General features: G+C 60.7%; 16 protein-coding genes. 8 read left to right on the forward strand and 8 right to left on the reverse strand.

What is annotated here, in order from left to right; all coding sequences use genetic code 11:
• Positions 1–4: 4 nt before the first annotated feature.
• Positions 5–973 (forward strand): AlgP family protein, encoded by a 969-nt coding sequence (locus HK44_RS23550; RefSeq protein WP_019694217.1) that lies wholly within the window; start codon positions 5–7, stop codon positions 971–973.
• Here the strand turns inward: HK44_RS23550 and HK44_RS23555 are convergent.
• Entirely contained in the window at positions 970–1434 is a 465-nt protein-coding gene (locus HK44_RS23555; protein WP_019694216.1) for a TIGR02444 family protein, read from the reverse strand. The genes HK44_RS23550 and HK44_RS23555 overlap by 4 nt on opposite strands.
• 50 nt (positions 1435–1484) lie before the next feature.
• On the opposite strand from HK44_RS23555, the gene HK44_RS23560 reads away from it, so the two are divergent.
• Together HK44_RS23560 and HK44_RS23565 are read left to right on the forward strand one after the other, a co-directional pair.
• Positions 1485–3395: an ATP-binding cassette domain-containing protein gene (locus tag HK44_RS23560; protein ID WP_019694215.1), complete on the forward strand. Its 1911-nt coding sequence runs from the start codon at positions 1485–1487 to the stop codon at positions 3393–3395.
• Between the two features lie 187 nt (positions 3396–3582).
• Positions 3583–4215, forward strand: coding sequence for a LysE family transporter (locus HK44_RS23565; RefSeq protein WP_019694214.1), 633 nt, complete (start codon positions 3583–3585; stop codon positions 4213–4215).
• A gap of 63 nt (positions 4216–4278) precedes the next feature.
• Here the strand turns inward: HK44_RS23565 and HK44_RS23570 are convergent, their stop codons facing one another.
• From HK44_RS23570 to HK44_RS23585, 4 genes are read right to left on the reverse strand one after another with little or no spacing between them, the layout of a single operon-like run.
• Positions 4279–5022, reverse strand: a complete 744-nt coding sequence (locus HK44_RS23570; protein WP_019694213.1) for a hypothetical protein — start codon at positions 5020–5022, stop codon at positions 4279–4281.
• A 3-nt stretch (positions 5023–5025) separates the two neighbouring features.
• Positions 5026–5613 carry a penicillin-binding protein activator LpoB gene (lpoB, locus tag HK44_RS23575; RefSeq protein ID WP_019694212.1) on the reverse strand — a complete coding sequence of 196 codons (588 nt, stop codon included), beginning with the start codon at positions 5611–5613 and terminating at the stop codon, positions 5026–5028.
• Between the two features lie 31 nt (positions 5614–5644).
• Entirely contained in the window at positions 5645–6016 is a 372-nt protein-coding gene (locus HK44_RS23580) for a YcfL family protein (RefSeq protein ID WP_019694211.1), read from the reverse strand.
• Positions 6017–6029: 13 nt separating this feature from the next.
• On the reverse strand, positions 6030–7427 hold the full coding sequence (locus tag HK44_RS23585) for a COG3014 family protein (RefSeq protein WP_019694210.1): 1398 nt from the start codon (positions 7425–7427) through the stop codon (positions 6030–6032).
• Between the two features lie 307 nt (positions 7428–7734).
• Here HK44_RS23585 and HK44_RS23590 point away from each other — a divergent pair, with 307 nt between their 5' ends.
• The gene (locus HK44_RS23590; RefSeq protein WP_019694209.1) at positions 7735–9633 is read left to right on the forward strand and encodes an FTR1 family protein; all 1899 of its coding nucleotides are present in this window, start codon (positions 7735–7737) and stop codon (positions 9631–9633) included.
• A 54-nt stretch (positions 9634–9687) separates the two neighbouring features.
• Complete coding sequence (locus HK44_RS23595) at positions 9688–10143, forward strand: YaiI/YqxD family protein (protein WP_019694208.1); 456 nt, start codon at positions 9688–9690, stop codon at positions 10141–10143.
• Positions 10144–10329: 186 nt separating this feature from the next.
• Here the strand turns inward: HK44_RS23595 and elbB are convergent, their stop codons facing one another.
• Positions 10330–10995, reverse strand: a complete 666-nt coding sequence (elbB, locus tag HK44_RS23600; protein ID WP_019694207.1) for an isoprenoid biosynthesis glyoxalase ElbB — start codon at positions 10993–10995, stop codon at positions 10330–10332.
• Positions 10996–11110: 115 nt separating this feature from the next.
• Here elbB and HK44_RS23605 point away from each other — a divergent pair, with 115 nt between their 5' ends.
• Positions 11111–12346: a sterol desaturase family protein gene (locus tag HK44_RS23605; RefSeq protein ID WP_019694206.1), complete on the forward strand. Its 1236-nt coding sequence runs from the start codon at positions 11111–11113 to the stop codon at positions 12344–12346.
• Here the strand turns inward: HK44_RS23605 and HK44_RS23610 are convergent.
• Positions 12327–12959 (reverse strand): DedA family protein, encoded by a 633-nt coding sequence (locus HK44_RS23610; protein WP_019694205.1) that lies wholly within the window; start codon positions 12957–12959, stop codon positions 12327–12329. The two genes, HK44_RS23605 and HK44_RS23610, sit on opposite strands and share 20 nt — an antisense overlap.
• A gap of 207 nt (positions 12960–13166) precedes the next feature.
• Between HK44_RS23610 and hemB the strand changes: the two genes are divergently transcribed.
• Complete coding sequence (gene hemB / locus HK44_RS23615) at positions 13167–14180, forward strand: porphobilinogen synthase (RefSeq protein WP_019694204.1); 1014 nt, start codon at positions 13167–13169, stop codon at positions 14178–14180.
• An 18-nt stretch (positions 14181–14198) separates the two neighbouring features.
• Positions 14199–16424, forward strand: coding sequence for a polyphosphate kinase 1 (gene ppk1 / locus HK44_RS23620; RefSeq protein WP_019694203.1), 2226 nt, complete (start codon positions 14199–14201; stop codon positions 16422–16424).
• Positions 16425–16483: 59 nt separating this feature from the next.
• On the opposite strand, the gene ppx is transcribed toward ppk1, so the two are convergent.
• Positions 16484–17986 (reverse strand): exopolyphosphatase, encoded by a 1503-nt coding sequence (gene ppx, locus HK44_RS23625; RefSeq protein ID WP_019694202.1) that lies wholly within the window; start codon positions 17984–17986, stop codon positions 16484–16486.
• Positions 17987–18179: the final 193 nt, after the last annotated feature.

Raw genomic sequence — 18179 nt, forward strand, 5'->3', positions numbered from 1 at the left:
AACCATGTCGGCCAATAAGAAGCCTGTAAATACTCCGTTGCACTTACTCCATCAGCTTTCGGGCAGCTTGCTCGAGCATTTGGAAAACGCTTGTTCCCAAGCCTTGGCTGATGCTGAAAAACTGCTCGCCAAACTGGAAAAGCAGCGCGGAAAAGCGCAGGAAAAACTGCACAAATCTCGCACCAAATTGCAGGACGCTGCGGCGGCCGGCAAAGCCAAGGCACAAGCCAAGGCCAAAGATGCGGTAAAAGAACTTGAAGACCTGCTCGATGCGCTCAAAGAGCGTCAGTCCGAGACGCGCGGCTACATTCTGCAGCTCAAGCGCGATGCCCAGGAAAGCCTGAAACTGGCCCAGGGTATTGGTCGCGTGAAAGAGGCTGTTGGCAAAACGCTGACCCTGCGTTCGGCCAAGCCAGCCGTCGCTGCTGGCACCACGAAAAAACCAGCTGCCAAACCGGTAGCTGCCAAGGCACCGGCCAAGGCTCCAGCGAAAGCTGCCGCCAAACCTGCAGCGAAAAAACCGGTCGCTGCCAGTGCTGCTAAACCGGCTGCCAAACCGACCGCTGCCAAACCTGCGGTAGCGAAAACTGCCGCAGCGAAACCAGCTGCAAAAACTGCTGCTGCGAAACCGGCTGCCAAACCAGCTGCAAAAACTGCTGCGGTGAAACCAGCTGCCAAGCCAGCCGCTAAACCGGTTGCTGCAAAACCTGCCGCCAAGCCAGCGGCTAAACCAGCCGTCGCTGCCAAACCAGCTGCTGCCAAGCCTGCAACGTCTGCTGCCAAACCAGCAGCCAAGCCGGCGGTGAAAAAGCCAGTCGTGGCCAAACCTGCCGCCGCAAAACCAGCAACCGCACCCGCGGCTGCCAAGCCTGCACCGGCGGCTTCACCCGCTCCGGCCGCGAACACGCCAGTCGCTTCGCCTGTACCGGCAGCGGCTGCAAGCACTAGCAACACCCCAACCAGCGCTTCCTAAGTGCCGGTCACCGCGACGCGCAGCTGATTCAGCGCGTCGCGGTTCAGGTTGGCGGCGCTCGCCGCCAATCCTTCCAGCCACACGGCCAGGTCTTTGGCTTGACCCTGCGGCCATGCTTGCGCCGCATTTTCCAGGCGCAACAACAGTTGCCGCTCCGCTTCAAGCTCCAGAGCTTTGACTTGCGTGCGTAACGTGTTCAGTTCCTCGTCATCGAGGGCGGCGGCTTTCCATTGCGTACGCAGTTGTCGAAGCGGTTGCACGACTTCCGTATGCCACGGCCCGGCCAGGTGCTGCAGGTGTTGCAGGCGTTGCGCATTGCATCTTACGCCGCGCTGTCCGAGCCAGGCCGCGCACAACAACAGGCAAACGTCGGCGCCGGCTGCTTGCAGTTTCAGGCAGGCGTCTTCAACACCCGGTCGGGTGTAAAGGGTCAGGGAAAAGCTCCACAGGTCAGAGGACATAGTGCTACTCGCGCCAGTTGCGAGCGAAGCTGGTAGACTCCGCCGCCATTATGATTCGACTTCAGAACCTGACTTTACAACGTGGCCCGCAACGTCTGCTAGAAGACGCCGAGCTGACCCTGCACGCCGGTCACAAAGCCGGCCTGATCGGTGCCAACGGCGCCGGCAAATCCAGCCTGTTCGCCTTGTTGCGGGGTGAACTTCACCCGGACTCGGGCGACTGCTTCCTGCCGGCCGATTGGCGTATCGCCCACATGCGTCAGGAGGTCGACACGCTCGAGCGCCTGGCGGTCGACTACGTGCTCGATGGCGACTTGCGCCTGCGTCAGGTCCAGCAGGACCTGGCTGCGGCCGAAGCGGCCCATGACGGTGCCGCACAGGCGCGTCTGCACGCTGAACTCGACAGCGCCGACGGCTACACCGCCGATGCCCGGGCGCGCAAGTTGCTCGCGGGCCTGGGGTTCACCAACGAGCAGATGGATCGTCAGGTCGCAGATTTCTCCGGTGGCTGGCGGATGCGTCTGAACCTGGCACAGGCGCTGATGTGCCCGTCGGACCTGTTGCTGCTCGATGAGCCGACCAACCACTTGGATCTCGACGCCATTATCTGGCTGGAAGAGTGGCTCAAGAGCTACCCCGGCACCTTGCTGCTGATTTCCCACGACCGCGATTTCCTCGACGCCGTGGTCGATCATGTGGCTCACGTCGATCAGCGCAAAATTACTCTCTATCGCGGTGGCTACTCGGCGTTCGAACGAGCCCGTGCCGAACGTCTGGCCCAGCAGCAACAAGCCTACGAGAAGCAACAGGCGCAACGTGCGCACATGGAAAGCTACATCGCCCGCTTCAAGGCCCAGGCCACCAAGGCCCGTCAGGCCCAGAGCCGGATCAAGGCGCTGGAGCGGATGGAAGAGTTGTCCGCCGCTCACGTCGATTCGCCGTTCGACTTCGTCTTCCGCGAGTCGGTGAAGATCTCCAGCCCGTTGATCGACCTCTCTGACGCCCGTCTGGGTTACGGCGAGCGAGCCGTGCTGGAGAAGGTCAAGCTGCAACTGACACCCGGTGCGCGGATCGGTTTGCTCGGCCCCAACGGTGCCGGTAAATCGACGCTGATCAAAAACCTCGCCGGTGAACTCGAGCCGTTGTCCGGCCGGTTGACCCGTGGCGAAAATACCGTGGTCGGCTACTTTGCCCAGCACCAATTGGATTCGCTGGATTCCAAGGCCAGCCCGCTGCTGCACTTGCAGCGTCTGGCGCCGACCGAACGCGAGCAGACCCTGCGCGACTTCCTCGGTGGTTTCGACTTCCGCGGTGCGCGGATCGACGAGCCGGTGCTGAACTTCTCCGGCGGTGAAAAGGCCCGTCTGGCACTGGCGTTGATCGCCTGGGGCCGGCCGAACCTGTTGCTGCTCGACGAACCAACCAACCACCTGGACCTGGAAATGCGCCTGGCGCTGACCATGGCCCTGCAAGAATTCAGTGGCGCAGTGCTGGTGGTCTCCCACGATCGTCATCTGCTGAAAAGCACCACGGATAACTTCTTCCTGGTGGCCGATGGCAAGGTCGAAGAGTTCGACGGCGATCTGGAAGACTATGCCCGTTGGTTGGTCGATTATCGACAGCGCAATGCGCCGGTGAACAACTCGCCGGTCAATCCGGACAAAACCGACAAGAAAGCCCAGCGTCAGGCCGCTGCTGCGTTGCGTCAGCAACTGGCACCGCACAAGCGCGAGGCCGACAAGCTCGAAGCCGAGCTGGGCAAGTTGCACGAGAAGCTGGCGAAGATCGAAACCAGCCTCGGCGACAGCGCCGTCTACGAAGCCGCCCGCAAGGATGAGTTGCGTGATCTGCTGGCCGAACAGGCCAGGCTGAAAGTTCGCGAAGCCGAGCTTGAAGAAACCTGGATGGAAGCCCTGGAACTGCTTGAAAGCATGCAGGCGGAGCTGGAAGCGCTGTCCTGATAGCGGGCTGCCAGCGTTCGGTATGACGCTGGCGCGGCAGCGAAGAGTTGTCGAGCGGCTTCGGAAAGTAGGCCGGGCTGCCGCTAACGCTGGTCGGCAGGGACATTTTTCTGCAAAAAATCGGTAGTCATTCACAGGCCAGCGCATTAGCTTAGACGTCTATAACGAGTCTGAGTCGAGGTGTGCGATGGTGCTTGAGACATGGCTGGCGTTTTTTGCCGCCTGTTGGGTGATCAGTCTTTCCCCGGGCGCTGGCGCCATTGCGTCGATGTCCTGCGGTTTGCAGTACGGTTTCTGGCGCGGCTACTGGAACGCCCTTGGCTTGCAACTGGGGCTGGCGATGCAGATTGCGATTGTCGCCGCCGGTGTGGGCGCAATCCTCGCCGCGTCGGCCACGGCCTTCTACGCGATCAAATGGTTTGGCGTGGCTTATCTGGTGTATCTGGCCGTCAAGCAGTGGCGCGCACTGCCCAGCAACATGAGCGATGACGCGGCCATTCGGCAGATCGGCAAACCGCTGGCGCTGGTCTTTCGCGGGTTCCTGGTGAATGTCAGCAACCCCAAGGCGCTGGTATTCATGCTCGCGGTGCTGCCGCAGTTCATCGACCCGCACGCGCCGCTGGTGGCGCAGTACCTGATCCTTGGCGTAACCATGATCTGCGTCGACCTGATCGTGATGGCAGGCTACACCGGCCTCGCTTCCAAAGTTCTGCGACTGCTGCGCACACCCAAGCAACAACGGCGGATGAACCGCACGTTTGCCGGACTGTTCATCGGTGCGGCCGGGCTGCTGGCGACCATTCGCAGAGCCGCGGTGTAACACCCGCAACGCACGAAAAAGGCGACCTCAAGAGGTCGCCTTTTTCGTTTTCGCGCGGGTTTCTCAGCGCAGAATAACCGGCGCCGTATCCTGCGGCAGGTTATTGCGCAGTGGCGCTTGCCCCGGCTGTTGCTGAACGCCGCGACCGAGCTGTTCGCCCAACTGACGGGCCACGTCCTCACCCAGCGACTTGGACACATCACGTACCACCCGTGGGCGGTTCAGCGACACTTTGACGTCTTCGCCATTGACCAGCTTGGTGTCCTGGCCGTCACCCATGGCGGTGAACGCCGAGGTGATTTCAAACGTCCGGGTGTTGATCAGGCTGAAATCCGCCACCAGGTTCAGGCCGAGAATTGCCGAGTAGCTGTCGGTGTTGGCCAGCGAGGTGATGTCGCGGGTGAAGTCGATATCCGACAGGGTGCCGAACAACACATAGTCGGCGCCCTTGTAGTTACCAGCCTTGATCCGCTTGATCACATCAAAGACATCTTCCTTGGACTTGGCCGTGTACGGCGTGCCTTGCACCAGCTGGAACATCCCGGACTTGAGAATCTCGCCCTTGATGTCTCCGGTGAACTTGCGAAGCTCGCCTTGCTCGATGTAGCTGTTGCTGGCCTCGATCTCGTTGTAGCTCGACGAGCCACTGGCGTGGTACATGCCCGCCTGCATGTTGCTCTGCGCGGAGACGATGTGGATGTACTGCTCCACGCGCTCTTGGTAGGCGAGGTCGGTGACCGCGATTTTCGGGGCCGCCTGCGCGCCAAACGCGCAGGCCAGGGCCATGATGCCAATCCATGCACGCATTGCTTAACGCTCCGTGGTTTTGCGGATCTCTTTCTCGTCCATCCACTCGGCCAGGCCACTTTCAACGTCGATCAGTTGCAGGCTGAACTTGTAGAAAACGTCCTTGTAATCGCTGCTGCGCTTGACGATCGAGCTGATCGAACCTTCAAGACGGTATTTGGCGGCGATCATGTTGCCGGTCTTGGCCACGGTGCCTTTCTTGTACAGGCCGCTCTGGTTTTGCAGCTTGAGCTGGTCAACCTGGCTCTGCATCGCGGTGTTGTCGCTGGCAAAGCGCGCGGTACCGGACTTCATCAGCTGAGTCTTGATGCTGGTGGTGATTTCGCGGGTATCGACGTATTCGCTGGTCTTGTTCTTCACGTCGTAGACCTGCACGACCGGGCGGCCCTGCAAGATGCCGGACTGGGCCAGGGAGCGGGTCATGGACTCGGCGATCATCTGCAAGTCAGTGGAACCGAACTCGTTGGTTACCAGTTCAACAGCCTTGCTGTCGCCATAACCGATGTTTTTCCCGCCCAGAACCGGCGAGTTGTTGGCGCAGCCGCTGGCCAGAAGGGCGACCACGGCGAGGAACGAAAAGCGTGCAAACATGGGAATGTCTCTCTGTCACGAAATAGAGGGCTTAAGGGGTTTTGACTTCAAGGCGGAAGTCGGTGGCCTTGGGCACGGGCGCAATGGCTGGCAGGAACGTGGCCTGCGCGGCATACAGGTTCAGGGTTTTCCAGCTTTCTTCATCGGCCACCGGGAAGCCGTCGTCGCCCAGCCAGACGAAGCGGTAGTACATCGTCATGTTGGTGTGGCTGGTGTTGTTCAGCGCGACCTTGACGGTCAGGAAGCCGTTTTCACGGGCGACCCGCATCGCGCCAATGGCGACGTTATTGAATTTGTTCATCACCACGACTTTGCTCGCGGCGCTGCCAGGCGCAGGTGGCGGCGGGGTGGCGCAACCGGCCAGCAGAGCCAGGGCGGCGACAGCAATCAGTTTGAAACGCATGGAGAAGCTCCGCTTAAGGTTGTTTGACGCTGGCCACGACTTGCGGGGTGGCGCTTGGGATCACGTGGGCGGCGACGCCACTGGCGAACACCTGATTGCCCACCGTACGCAGGCTGATCACCTGGTAGCGCTGATCGACCTTGACCGTGATTCGTGAACCGCCCAGAGCGTTTGGCAAGCTCAGTTGGTGCTCGCCTTTGGCCAGGCGCAGGCGTACCACTTGGGTGTTGTCAGGCAGGGTGCGCCAGGTGCGGGTATCCGCCCCTTCCATCACCGCCGACGAAATGCCTACGGCCAGACCGGCCAGCGGGTTGGTCTCGTTGATCTTCTTTTGCGCCACGGCACGAGTTACGGCCCGTACGGTGGTGCGCAGGATGATCCCGGGCATATCGTCACGCAGTGCGCGGCGGGACATGGCGGTGGTGCTGTTGAGCTGGGTCAGGTTCTGTTGCTGGCCGTCGACGCCGATCTGCGCGTACGTCACGGTCGAGGTGTCAGGCTTGATCACCGGGAATGACAGCGGGGTAATCACCACGTTGTTGCTGATCGGCAGTGGCAACGGAATGCGGATCGAGTCACGGGCCGGTGCGAGGCCGCTTTGCACGACGATCAGGATGTCGCTCTCATCGTTCTTGCCGGCCGGTTTGTCCAGGTTCAGCAGCGCTTGTTCGAGCAACGGAGTGTTGGGGCGCAGTTCGGCGGCTTTGCGATAGCCCGGCGCGGCCAGGTCTTTTTCGCCCAGGGCTTCGTAAACGAAACCGGCCAGGTAATGGCTAAACGCGCTCTGATAGCTGTTCTTCAGGCCGACCACTTCAGGCGCATCGAGACTCGCCACCGGGTAACCCTGCAGGTCCTTGTACTGAGTCTTGACGCCTTGCTTCTCGGCCTCGTCCTCGCGCTTGAGGTATTCCTTGTCGCGCAGTTCGGCGATTACCGCTTCACGTTCGTGGGTCTTCTTGATTTCGGTGCGGGCTCCGTCGAAATCGTTCACGGCCAGCAGGTTCAAGGCCATTTGCGTGGTCAGCATGACTTTTTCGTAGTCATACCCTTCGTAGCGGCGGACCTTGTCATTGACCAGAAAGCTGCCGAACTGGGTCAGGTACTTGTCGGTGTCCAGCTTGACCGACTCTTCCCAGCTGCCGACCACCTGGTCCGCGCTTCTCCACGCGGCCTGGCTGCCGGTGAGGTCACCCTTGGCGCGTAGCAGTTCACCTTTCTCGAAGTAATAGAGCAGGTCCTTGTTTTCACCAGTGTTGTTCTTTTCCAACAACGCCAGGGCGGCGTCGACGTTACCGCTGGCCAACTGCTGGTTGGTTTGTTGCAGTTCTGTGTCGTAGCTGCGAAAGGCCGAACAACCGGCAAGCAAAGTGACTGCGCTGAGCGCGATCGAGGTGAGGGCGCGGGATGCCATGGATGCTTCTTCCCTGAAATAAACAGCCGAGCGTGCTGGTCGGGCTGGGTGAACCAATCGACAGGGAAGATGGCTTTCCATGCCAATTCCTCATAAAAAGAGGAGCTTAAATACCCGATCGCAATAACGAGGGCGCGACATTATAAGCGCGGATACTGGCTATGTAATGGCTTTTTAATTTCGTTTTTTCTATGGATGCCACTATGTGGGAGGTAGCCGAATCCACGAACATCGGACGACAACGCTTGAGTGGAAAGCATTGAGAGTGAACAATGTGTTACTTCGTATTATCAATTGAGATTCATTCATGACTGCCCCGTCCCGTTTCCTGGCCTGGCTGGTGTTCCCTTTGTTTGCCCTGTGCAGTTTCAACCTGCTGGCGGACACGGTGGAAGGTGCGCCACAGGCACTGCATTTGCTCGATTACATTGGTGCCGATTATCCGGCGACCGTGGAGGCGGGCCAGGTCATTGATGATGGCGAATACCGCGAACAGCTGGAGTTTCTCGGCGTCTTGCAGGGGCTGATCGTTGCGCTGCCGGCCAAACCCGAGCGCGCCGAGCTTGAACAGGGCGTGAGCCATCTGCGTAACGCGGTGACCCAGCGTCAGGACGGCACGGAGGTGGCCCGTCTGGCGCGGCAACTGGGCGCGAAACTGGCGGTGGCCTATGAAGTCAGCCAGGCACCGATCATTACCCCGGACCCTACGCGGGGTGCGCCGTTGTACGCGCAACACTGCTCGGTGTGCCATGGCGACGCCGGTGCCGGTGATGGTCCTGCAGGTGTTGGCCTGACACCGCAGCCGGCCAATCTGCGCGATGCCACGCGGCTCGACCGCCTGAGCCTGTATGCGATCTACAGCACGTTGGGGCAGGGTATCGAAGGCACAGACATGCCGGCCTTCGCCGATCAACTCGACGAGCGTCAGCGCTGGGATCTGGCGACGTTCATCGCCGCGTTCAGCGCCGATCCGGCTGCGGCTAAAAGTGAAAAGAACTTCAACCTCGCCGACCTCGCCCGACAGACCCCGGTGGAAGTGCTGGCGGCCGAAGGCCCTCAGGCAGCCGCTACGTTCCGCGCCCAGCGCGCCCAACCGCCGCAGGTCAAGCGTGGCCCGGCGCAGTTGCTCGATTACACCGCCGCGACCCTCGACAAGAGCCTGGCCGCGTACCGTGCCGGCGAGCGCGAGCAGGCTTATGACCTCTCGGTAGCGGCGTATCTGGAGGGCTTCGAACTGGTCGAAAGCTCGCTGGACAACGTCAACACCGTAGTGCGCAAAGACACTGAAAAATCCCTGATGGCTTACCGTCAGTCGTTGCAGGACGGGCTGCCGATCGAGCAAGTCGAGCAACGGCTGGCGTTTGCCAAGACCAAGTTGAAAGAATCTGCAGACCTGCTGGGCAGCGATGGTTTGAGCTGGTCGCTGAGCTATGTCTCCGGCCTGCTGATTCTGTTGCGCGAAGGGCTGGAAGCGATTCTGGTATTGGCTGCGGTTCTGGCGTTCTTGCGCAACACCGGTCAGCAGTCGGTGATTCGCAGCGTCAACATCGGGTGGGGATTGGCGCTGGTGGCGGGTCTGGCGACTTGGGCGCTGGCGGCGTACGTGATCGATGTCAGCGGTGCCCAGCGCGAGCTGCTGGAAGGCTGCACCGCGCTGTTCGCCAGTGTCATGGTGCTCTGGCTCGGGGTCTGGATGCATGACCGTCGTCACGCGGCGGCCTGGCAGGATTACATCAAGAGCAGCCTGGTCAGCGGCGGCGGGCGTTTCGGTTTTGCGGCGCTGGCGTTTTTCTCGGTCTACCGCGAGCTGTTCGAAGTGGTGCTGTTTTACGAAACCCTGTGGCTGCAAGCCGGCCCGGCCGGGCATAACGCGGTACTGGCGGGTGGCGCCACGGCGCTGGTGCTGCTGATCGGTCTGGCCTGGGTGATCCTGCGCGGTTCGGCGAAACTGCCGCTGGCGCTGTTCTTCGGGATCAACGCCGGTTTGCTCTGCGCGTTGTCGGTGGTGTTCGCCGGGCATGGCATCAAGGCCTTGCAGGAGGCCGGGATCTTTGGCACTCGTCCGGTGCCATTCTTTGACTTCGACTGGCTGGGGATTCACGCTGACGCCTATTCGCTGGGTGCGCAGGCGGTGGCGATTCTGGCGATTGTCGTGCTGTATAGCCGTAGTCGCATGGCGGAGAAGCAGCGGGTGCAGGCTTCTTAGCAGCATTCGCTGCGCTCACAATCGCGAGCAGGCTTTTTGGAAGAGGTAAACGCAATGCGTGTCTGGATCGATGCCGACGCCTGCCCTCGGGCGGCCAAGGACCTGGTGGTGAAGTTCGCCCTCAAGCGCCAGTTCGAAGTGGTGATGGTGGCCGGGCAGCCGCAGATCAAGCCGGGCCTGGCGCTGGTTAAGCTTATCGTGGTGCCGAGCGGCCCGGACGCGGCCGACGATTACCTGGTGGAGCACGCAGTACCGGGTGAGCTGGTGATTTGCAGCGATGTGCCGCTGGCCGACCGCCTGGTGAAGAAAGGCGTCGCGGCGCTGGATCCGCGGGGCAAGGAGTTCGATGCGCAGAACATGGGTGATCGGCTGGCGGTGCGTAACCTGTTCACCGACCTGCGTGAGCAGGGCCAGATGGGCGGTGGTCCAGCGCCGTTTGGTGATCGCGAGAAGCAGGCGTTCGCCAATGCGCTGGACCGGATCATCACTCGGCTATCCCGAAAACCCTGATCAGCACACCGTTCTGTGGCGAGGGGGCTTGTCGGAACGCCGCACCGCCCCGTTCGGCTGCGAAGCAGTCGTAAAGCCGCCCAACGCAATCATCCTGAGAAATCGCGGTTGCCGGTATTAGGGCCGCTTCGCGCCCCAACGGGGGCAAGCCCCCTCGCCACAAAGCTCTCGACCGTCAGAGAAGGTTTACGTGTTCTCGTGAGTCAGTTCGAGGACGCGGTCCACCAGCTTGTTGATCCCTGAAGCGGCTTCGCTGATCGACTGCGCCAGCATGTAGGCCGGGGTGCTGACCAGTTTGCGTGCCTTGTCTTCGATGATATCGCCCACGGCGCAATCGACATGGGTCGCGCCCATTCGGGTCATGGCGGCGGCGGTGTCGGCGTCGTTGCCGATGGTGCAGGTCACGCCCGGGCCGTAGATTTTCGCCGCCAACGCCGGCGAGATGCAGATCAGGCCAACCGGTTTGCCGGCTTCGGCAAAGGCTTCGGCCAGCGCCAGAACTTCTGGCTGAATGCTGCAACCGGCGCCTTCGATGGCGAAGTTGGACAAGTTCTTGGCAGCACCAAAACCCCCGGGCACGATCAGCGCATCGAAGTCTTCGGCGTTGGCTTCACGCAGGTCTTTCACTTGCCCGCGGGCGATGCGCGCCGACTCCACCAGCACGTTGCGCGACTCGGGCACTTCTTCGCCCGTCAGGTGGTTGACCACATGCAATTGCGCGATATCAGGGGCGAAACATTGCACCTGTGCACCGCGTTGGTCGAGGCGCAGCAGGGTAATCACGCTTTCATGGATCTCGGCGCCGTCATACACGCCACAGCCGGAAAGTATCACTGCAACTTTTTTGCTCATGGGTTCTTCTCCAGATTCATGGCGTTAAATGTCCACTAATTTGTCACTCGTTGCCATAGGGTTATTTCACGGCTACACCTAGGATCAGCCATCACCATTGCGATCAGGTCGCGTCATGGACTTCATTCTGTATGCGGTGCCGTTTTTCTTTGTGTTGATTGCCGTCGAGCTGCTGGCGGATCGTTGGCGCGGGGTGAGTCATTATCGTCTGGCCGATGCGATCAACAGCCTCAGCACCGGTGTGCTGTCGACCACGACCGGCCTCTTGACCAAAGGTGTGGGGCTGGTGACGTACGCGTTTGCCCTCAAGCATCTGGCGTTGTTCGAGCTGTCGGCCGAGAGCGTTTGGGTCTGGGTGTTCGCCTTTGTTGCCTATGACTTTTGCTACTACTGGCTGCACCGCTTAGGGCATGAGCGCAACATCCTCTGGGCGGCGCATTCGGTGCACCATCAAAGCGAGGACTACAACCTCTCCACGGCGTTGCGCCAGACCAGCACCGGGTTCCTGCTGAGCTGGATTTTCTACCTGCCGATGGCGGTGCTCGGCGTGCCGCTAATGGTGTTCGTCAGCGTCGCGGCGCTGAATCTGCTGTACCAATTCTGGGTCCACACCAAACACATTCCCAAGCTCGGCCGGTTCGAATGGTTCTTCGTCACGCCCTCCAACCATCGGGCTCACCATGCGCAGAACGCGCTCTACATGGATCGTAACTACGGAGGGGTGTTCATTATCTGGGACCGGCTGTTCGGCTCGTTCCAGGAAGAGGACGACAACGAACCGGTGATTTTTGGCGTGACCACACCGTTGGCGAGCTGGAACCCATTGTGGGCGAATGTGCAGTTCTATGCGCAGTTATGGGCCGATGCACGACGCGCCGAGCGCTGGTGGGACAAGCTGCGTATCTGGTTCATGCGCACCGGCTGGCGGCCCGCAGACGTGGTGGCGAAGTACCCGATGAACAAGCCGGACCTGAGTCAGTTCCGCAAGTTCGAGGTACCGCTGGACGGACGGCAGCAGGTCTATATCGCGCTGCAGTTTTGCCTGTACATCGCGCTGGGCAGCTACCTGATGAATCTGGAACGAAGCTTGCCGACCGCGGCCCTGGTGTTGGGCTGGGGGGCGGTGGCGCTGGGTTTGTTTGTGCTGGGCGTGGCCCTGGAGAATCGCCCGCAGGCGTTGAGGCTGGAGTTGCTGCGGCTGGCGCTGAACCTGCCGCTGGTCTGGCTGGCGCCGCTGGTCGGGCTATGGCCGGCCAGCGCGGTGGGTTGGGTCGGCCTGCTCAGTTACAGCCTGCTCAGCGGCATCGGTCTCTACTGTTGCAGAAACCGCATTACTCGACTGGTGTCGTAGGCTCGCTGCTCTTGGCCTTTTCGGCTTGCAGGACCTGTTCGTCTTCGTAGATCTGCTTGGCAAGGCGAGCATTCTTGAAGCGCCGGCGCAGCCACAGGCAGAAACCCAGCACCAGCAGGGCGCCCAGTACCCACAGCTCGTACTTCTTGACGCTGCCGAGCATGCCTTCGAGCACCGCGCCAAAGTGGTAAGCGGCAGCCGCCAGGGCACTGGCCCAGATCGCCGCACCAATACCATTGAGTATCAGGTAGCGTACTGGCGGATAACCCGACAGGCCGATAGCCACGGGCATCACCGTGCGCAGGCCGTAGACGAAGCGAAAGCTCAGCACCCAGATATCCGGGTGCTTGCGGATATGCTCCAGCGCCCGATCACCCATCAGTTGCCAGCGTGGTTTGCGCGCCAGCAGTTTGCGGCCGTGCTTGCGCCCCAGGAAGTACCACAGCTGATCGCCGGCGTAGCTACCGAAGAACGCCACGATTACCACCAGGTTGATGTCCATGTATCCACGGAACGCGAGGAAGCCTGCGAGTACCAGTATGGTTTCGCCTTCGAAGAACGTGCCGAGGAAAAGGGCAAAGTAGCCGAAGTCATGCAGAAATTGTTGGAGCATTGTCTGGGTGCTGGCGAAATGAACGCGCAGCCTAACCCTTCAGGCACATTCAGGAAAGTGTCGAAATGTGTCTCGACGTGAACATTTCCTACAAGGACAATGGTTGCGACTACAGGTCGCAGGGGTGCACATAACTGTAATGTGTTGGTCATAATGGCCGCTTATAACTGTCACGCTCGCCTGCCAGCGCGGGCTCAGGAGTCTGTCGTGAGCTTTACCCCCGCCAACCGTTTGTTTCCTGCAACCCGCCTGCGTCGCAACCGTCGTGATGAATTTTCTCGCCGTCTGGTCCGTGAAAACGTCTTGACCACCAATGACCTGATTCTTCCGGTCTTTGTGCTCGACGGTGAAAACCGTCGCGAAGCAGTTGCCTCGATGCCGGGTGTCGAGCGTCTGACCATCGACCTGTTGCTCGAAGAAGCGGCCCGGTGGGTCGAGCTGGGCATTCCTGCCGTGGCGTTGTTCCCGGTGACCCCGGCCGAACTCAAATCCCTCGACGCTGCGCAGGCGTGGAACCCGGAGGGTATCGCCCAGCGCGCCACCCGCGCCCTGCGTGCACGCTTCCCTGAGCTGGGGGTGATTACCGACGTAGCGCTGGACCCGTTCACCACCCACGGTCAGGACGGTATTCTGGATGAAGAAGGTTATGTGCAGAACGACGTCACCGTCGATGCGCTGGTCAAGCAGGCCTTGTCCCATGCCGCTGCCGGTGCGCAGGTGGTGGCTCCGTCGGACATGATGGACGGCCGCATCCAGGCGATCCGTGAAGCGCTGGAGCTGGCCGGTCACGTCAACGTGCGGATCATGGCTTACTCGGCCAAGTACGCCAGCGCCTATTACGGTCCGTTCCGCGATGCGGTGGGTTCGGCGCTGAACCTGGGCAAGGCCAACAAGGCGTCCTATCAAATGGACCCGGCCAACGGCAACGAAGCCCTGCACGAAGTGGCGGCGGACTTGTCAGAAGGCGCGGATATGGTCATGGTCAAGCCAGGCATGCCATACCTGGACATCCTTTACCGGGTCAAAGAAGAATTTAAAGTGCCGACCTTTGTCTATCAGGTCAGCGGTGAATACGCGATGCACATGGCAGCGATCCAGAATGGCTGGTTGAGCGAAGGGGTTATTCTCGAATCCCTGACCGCTTTTAAACGTGCTGGAGCCGATGGCATCCTGACTTACTTTGCCGTGCGTGCCGCTCAATTGTTACGAGAGCAACAATAGCCCTCCCAGGAACATCCGATGAATACCGAAGGACTCACTGAAGTTGCCGTAAAAGAAGCTCAGCCGCTGGTTGAGCCTGTCGTCGAAATCGAGCCTGCGCTGGAGCCTGCCCCACCCGCGGTGGTAGTAGCCGAAGTGGCACCGGCGGCGCCGGCAGTCGCGATTCCAGGCCTGGATGACAGCAGCCTGTACATCCATCGCGAACTGTCGCAACTGCAGTTCAACATCCGCGTGCTGGAGCAGGCGCTGGATGAGTCCTATCCGTTGCTGGAACGGCTGAAATTTCTGCTGATCTTTTCCAGCAACCTGGATGAGTTTTTCGAGATTCGTGTTGCCGGGCTCAAGAAACAGATCACCTTCGCCCGTGAACAAGCCGGTGCCGACGGCTTGCAACCGCATCAGGCGCTGGCGCGTATCAGCGATCTGGTACACGGCCACGTCGATCGCCAATACGCGATCCTCAACGACATCCTGTTGCCGGAACTGGAAAAACATCAGGTCCGCTTCATCCGTCGCCGCTACTGGACCACCAAACTCAAGACCTGGGTGCGCCGCTATTTCCGCGACGAGATCGCGCCGATCATCACCCCGATCGGTCTCGACCCGACGCACCCGTTCCCATTGCTGGTGAACAAGAGCCTGAACTTCATCGTCGAGCTCGAAGGTATCGATGCGTTCGGTCGCGATTCCGGTCTGGCGATCATCCCGGCACCGCGTTTGCTGCCGCGTGTGATCAAGGTGCCGGAAGAGGTCGGAGGCACGGGTGACAACTATGTGTTCCTGTCGTCGATGATCCACGCTCACGCCGACGACCTGTTCCAGGGCATGAAGGTCAAGGGTTGCTACCAGTTCCGCCTGACCCGAAACGCGGACCTGGCGGTCGACACCGAAGACGTCGAAGACCTGGCCCGCGCTCTGCGCGGTGAGCTGTTCTCCCGTCGCTACGGTGACGCGGTGCGTCTGGAAGTCGCGGACACCTGCCCGAAACACCTGTCCGACTACCTGCTCAAGCAGTTCAACCTGAGCGAGAACGAACTGTATCAGGTCAACGGTCCGGTCAACCTGACGCGGCTGTTCAGCATCACCGGTCTGGACAGTCACCCGGAACTGCAATACACGCCGTTCACCCCGCAGATCCCGAAGCTGCTGCAGAACAGCGAGAACATTTTCAGCGTGATCAGCAAGCAGGACATTCTGCTGCTGCACCCGTTCGAGTCCTTCACCCCGGTGGTCGACTTGCTGCGTCAGGCGGCCAAGGACCCGCACGTGTTGGCGGTCCGTCAGACCCTTTACCGCAGCGGCGCCAACTCGGAGATTGTCGATGCCCTGGTCGACGCAGCGCGTAACGGCAAGGAAGTCACCGCGGTGATCGAATTGCGCGCGCGGTTCGACGAAGAGTCCAACCTGCAACTGGCCAGCCGTCTGCAAGCCGCCGGCGCGGTGGTGATCTACGGCGTGGTGGGCTTCAAGACCCACGCCAAGATGATGCTGATCCTGCGTCGCGAGGCCGGTGAGATTGTCCGTTACGCCCACTTGGGCACCGGCAACTACCACGCCGCCAACGCCCGCCTGTACACCGACTACAGCCTGCTGACCTCCGACGACGCCTTGTGCGAAGACGTCGGTAAACTGTTCAGTCAGTTGATCGGCATGGGTAAAACCCTGCGCATGAAGAAACTGCTGCACGCGCCGTTCACGCTGAAGAAGGGCATGCTCGACATGATTGCCCGGGAAACCCAGTTCGCCCTCGACGGCAAACCGGCGCACATCATCGCCAAGTTCAACTCGCTGACCGATCCGAAGGTCATCCGCGCGCTGTACAAAGCCAGCCAGTCGGGGGTGCGGATTGATCTGGTGATACGCGGCATGTGCTGCCTGCGACCGGGTATCGCCGGGGTTTCGCACAACATCCACGTGCGCTCGATCATCGGTCGCTTTCTGGAACACACGCGGGTCTTCTACTTCCTCAACGGCGGTGAAGAGCAGATGTTCCTGTCGAGTGCCGACTGGATGGAGCGCAACCTCGATAAACGCGTCGAGACGTGCTTCCCGGTGGAAGGCAAGAAGTTGATTACCCGGGTCAAGAAAGAGCTGGAGCTTTACCTCACCGATAACACCCATAGCTGGAGCCTGCAGCCGGACGGCCGTTACATCCGCAACACACCGACCGGCAACCAGAACCCGCGTAGCGCCCAGGCAACCTTGCTGGAGCGTTTGGGTAGCCCGATTCTGAGTGTGAGTTAACGCAGGAGAGGGAGCAGCATGATGCAAAAGGGCGATCCGTAAGGATCGCCCTTTTGTTTTCAGCGAACGTTAAGCACGAAGTTAACGCGGGTCAGCCATTCCGCTTCCAGCGCGAAGTCGGCCTGGGTCAGCTGGTTTTCGTCCAGCCAGTTCTCCGGGAACAGCACATCCAGGGTATCGCCGTTAGCCTGCAACGTGACCTGCGGCATCTTTTGGGTGCCGCGGATGTGATGGAACAGAATCGCGAAGCGCAGCAGCACGCAGAGGCGAATCAGCTTGATGCCGTCATCGCCGAACTCGGCAAACCTGTCCTTGGGAATGTTGCGGCGGTGGCCGCGTACCAGTAGCGCCAGCATCAGTTGGTCTTCACGGGAAAAACCGGCCAGATCGGAGTGTTCGATCAGGTAGGCACCGTGTTTGTGGAATTGATAGTGGGCGATATCCAGCCCGATTTCGTGGACCTTGGCCGCCCAGCCCAGCAAGTCACGCCAGACGCCGTCATTCAGGTCCCAGTCATCGGCCACCTGGTCGAACGCGTGTAGCGCTTTGCGTTCGACACGGTCGGCCTGTTCCACGTCGACGTGGTAACGCTCCATGAGCGAGCTGAGGGTGCGCTCGCGGACGTCTTCGTGGTGATGACGGCCCAGTAGGTCATAGAGCACGCCTTCACGCAGAGCGCCTTCACAGTGATCCATGCGTTGCAATTCGAGTGCGTCGAAGATTGCTTCGAGAATCGCCAGGCCGGCCGGGAAGATCGCCCGGCGATCCGGTTTGATGCCTTCGAAATCGATTTTTTCGATGTCGCCGAGTTTGATCAGCCTGCGCTTGAGCCAGGACAGGCCTTCGGCATTGACCTCTCCAGCCCCGTGGCCGCCCGCCTTCAGCGCCAGACCGATGGCACGGATGGTGCCCGAGGAGCCGATGGCTTCATCCCAGGTCAGGCGATGCAGGGCGTGCTCGATGCTCATGATCTCCAGCCGCGCCGCCGTGTAGGCCTGGGCGTAACGGGCCGGGGTGATCTTGCCGTCGCGGAAATAGCGCTGGGTGTAGCTGACGCAGCCCATTTGCAGGCTTTCGCGCAGCAGCGGCTCGAAGCGCTGGCCGATGATGAACTCGGTACTGCCGCCGCCGATGTCGGCCACCAGACGCTTGCCCGGTGTGTCGGCGAGGGTGTGGGAGACGCCAAGGTAGATCAGGCGGGCTTCTTCACGACCGGAGATGACTTCTACCGGGTGGCCGAGGATTTCTTCGGCGCGACGGATGAATTCGCCGCGGTTGCGCGCCTCACGCAGGGCGTTGGTGCCAACGATCCGCACGGCGCCCGGTGGCATGCCGTTGATCAGTTGGGCAAAGCGCTTCAGGCAATCGAGCCCGCGCTGCATGGATTCTTCGGTGAGTTGGCGCTCTTCGTCGATCCCCGCGGCCAACTGAACCTTCTCGCCAAGCCGCTCGAGAATACGGATTTCATTGTGGATGGCCTTGGCCACGACCATATGGAAGCTGTTCGAGCCCAGGTCGATAGCGGCGATCAGGGACAGATTCTTGGCTTGGGATTGAGGCATGGTGAGGGGGTCTCGGTCGATAACCTCGACATCCTGCCACGATCAACCGCTGCCGCCAACGCGCAGTGATTAAAGCCTTGATCCAGCACAACTCCTGTGGCGAGGGGGCTTGCCCCCGTTGGACTACGCAGTAGTCCCCAATACTGGCCACGAGCTCCGTCAGAAAGAACCTACCGGACTTTTTACGACGGCT

This window comes from Pseudomonas fluorescens HK44, assembly GCF_000217955.3.
GTDB lineage: Bacteria > Pseudomonadota > Gammaproteobacteria > Pseudomonadales > Pseudomonadaceae > Aquipseudomonas > Aquipseudomonas fluorescens_AQ.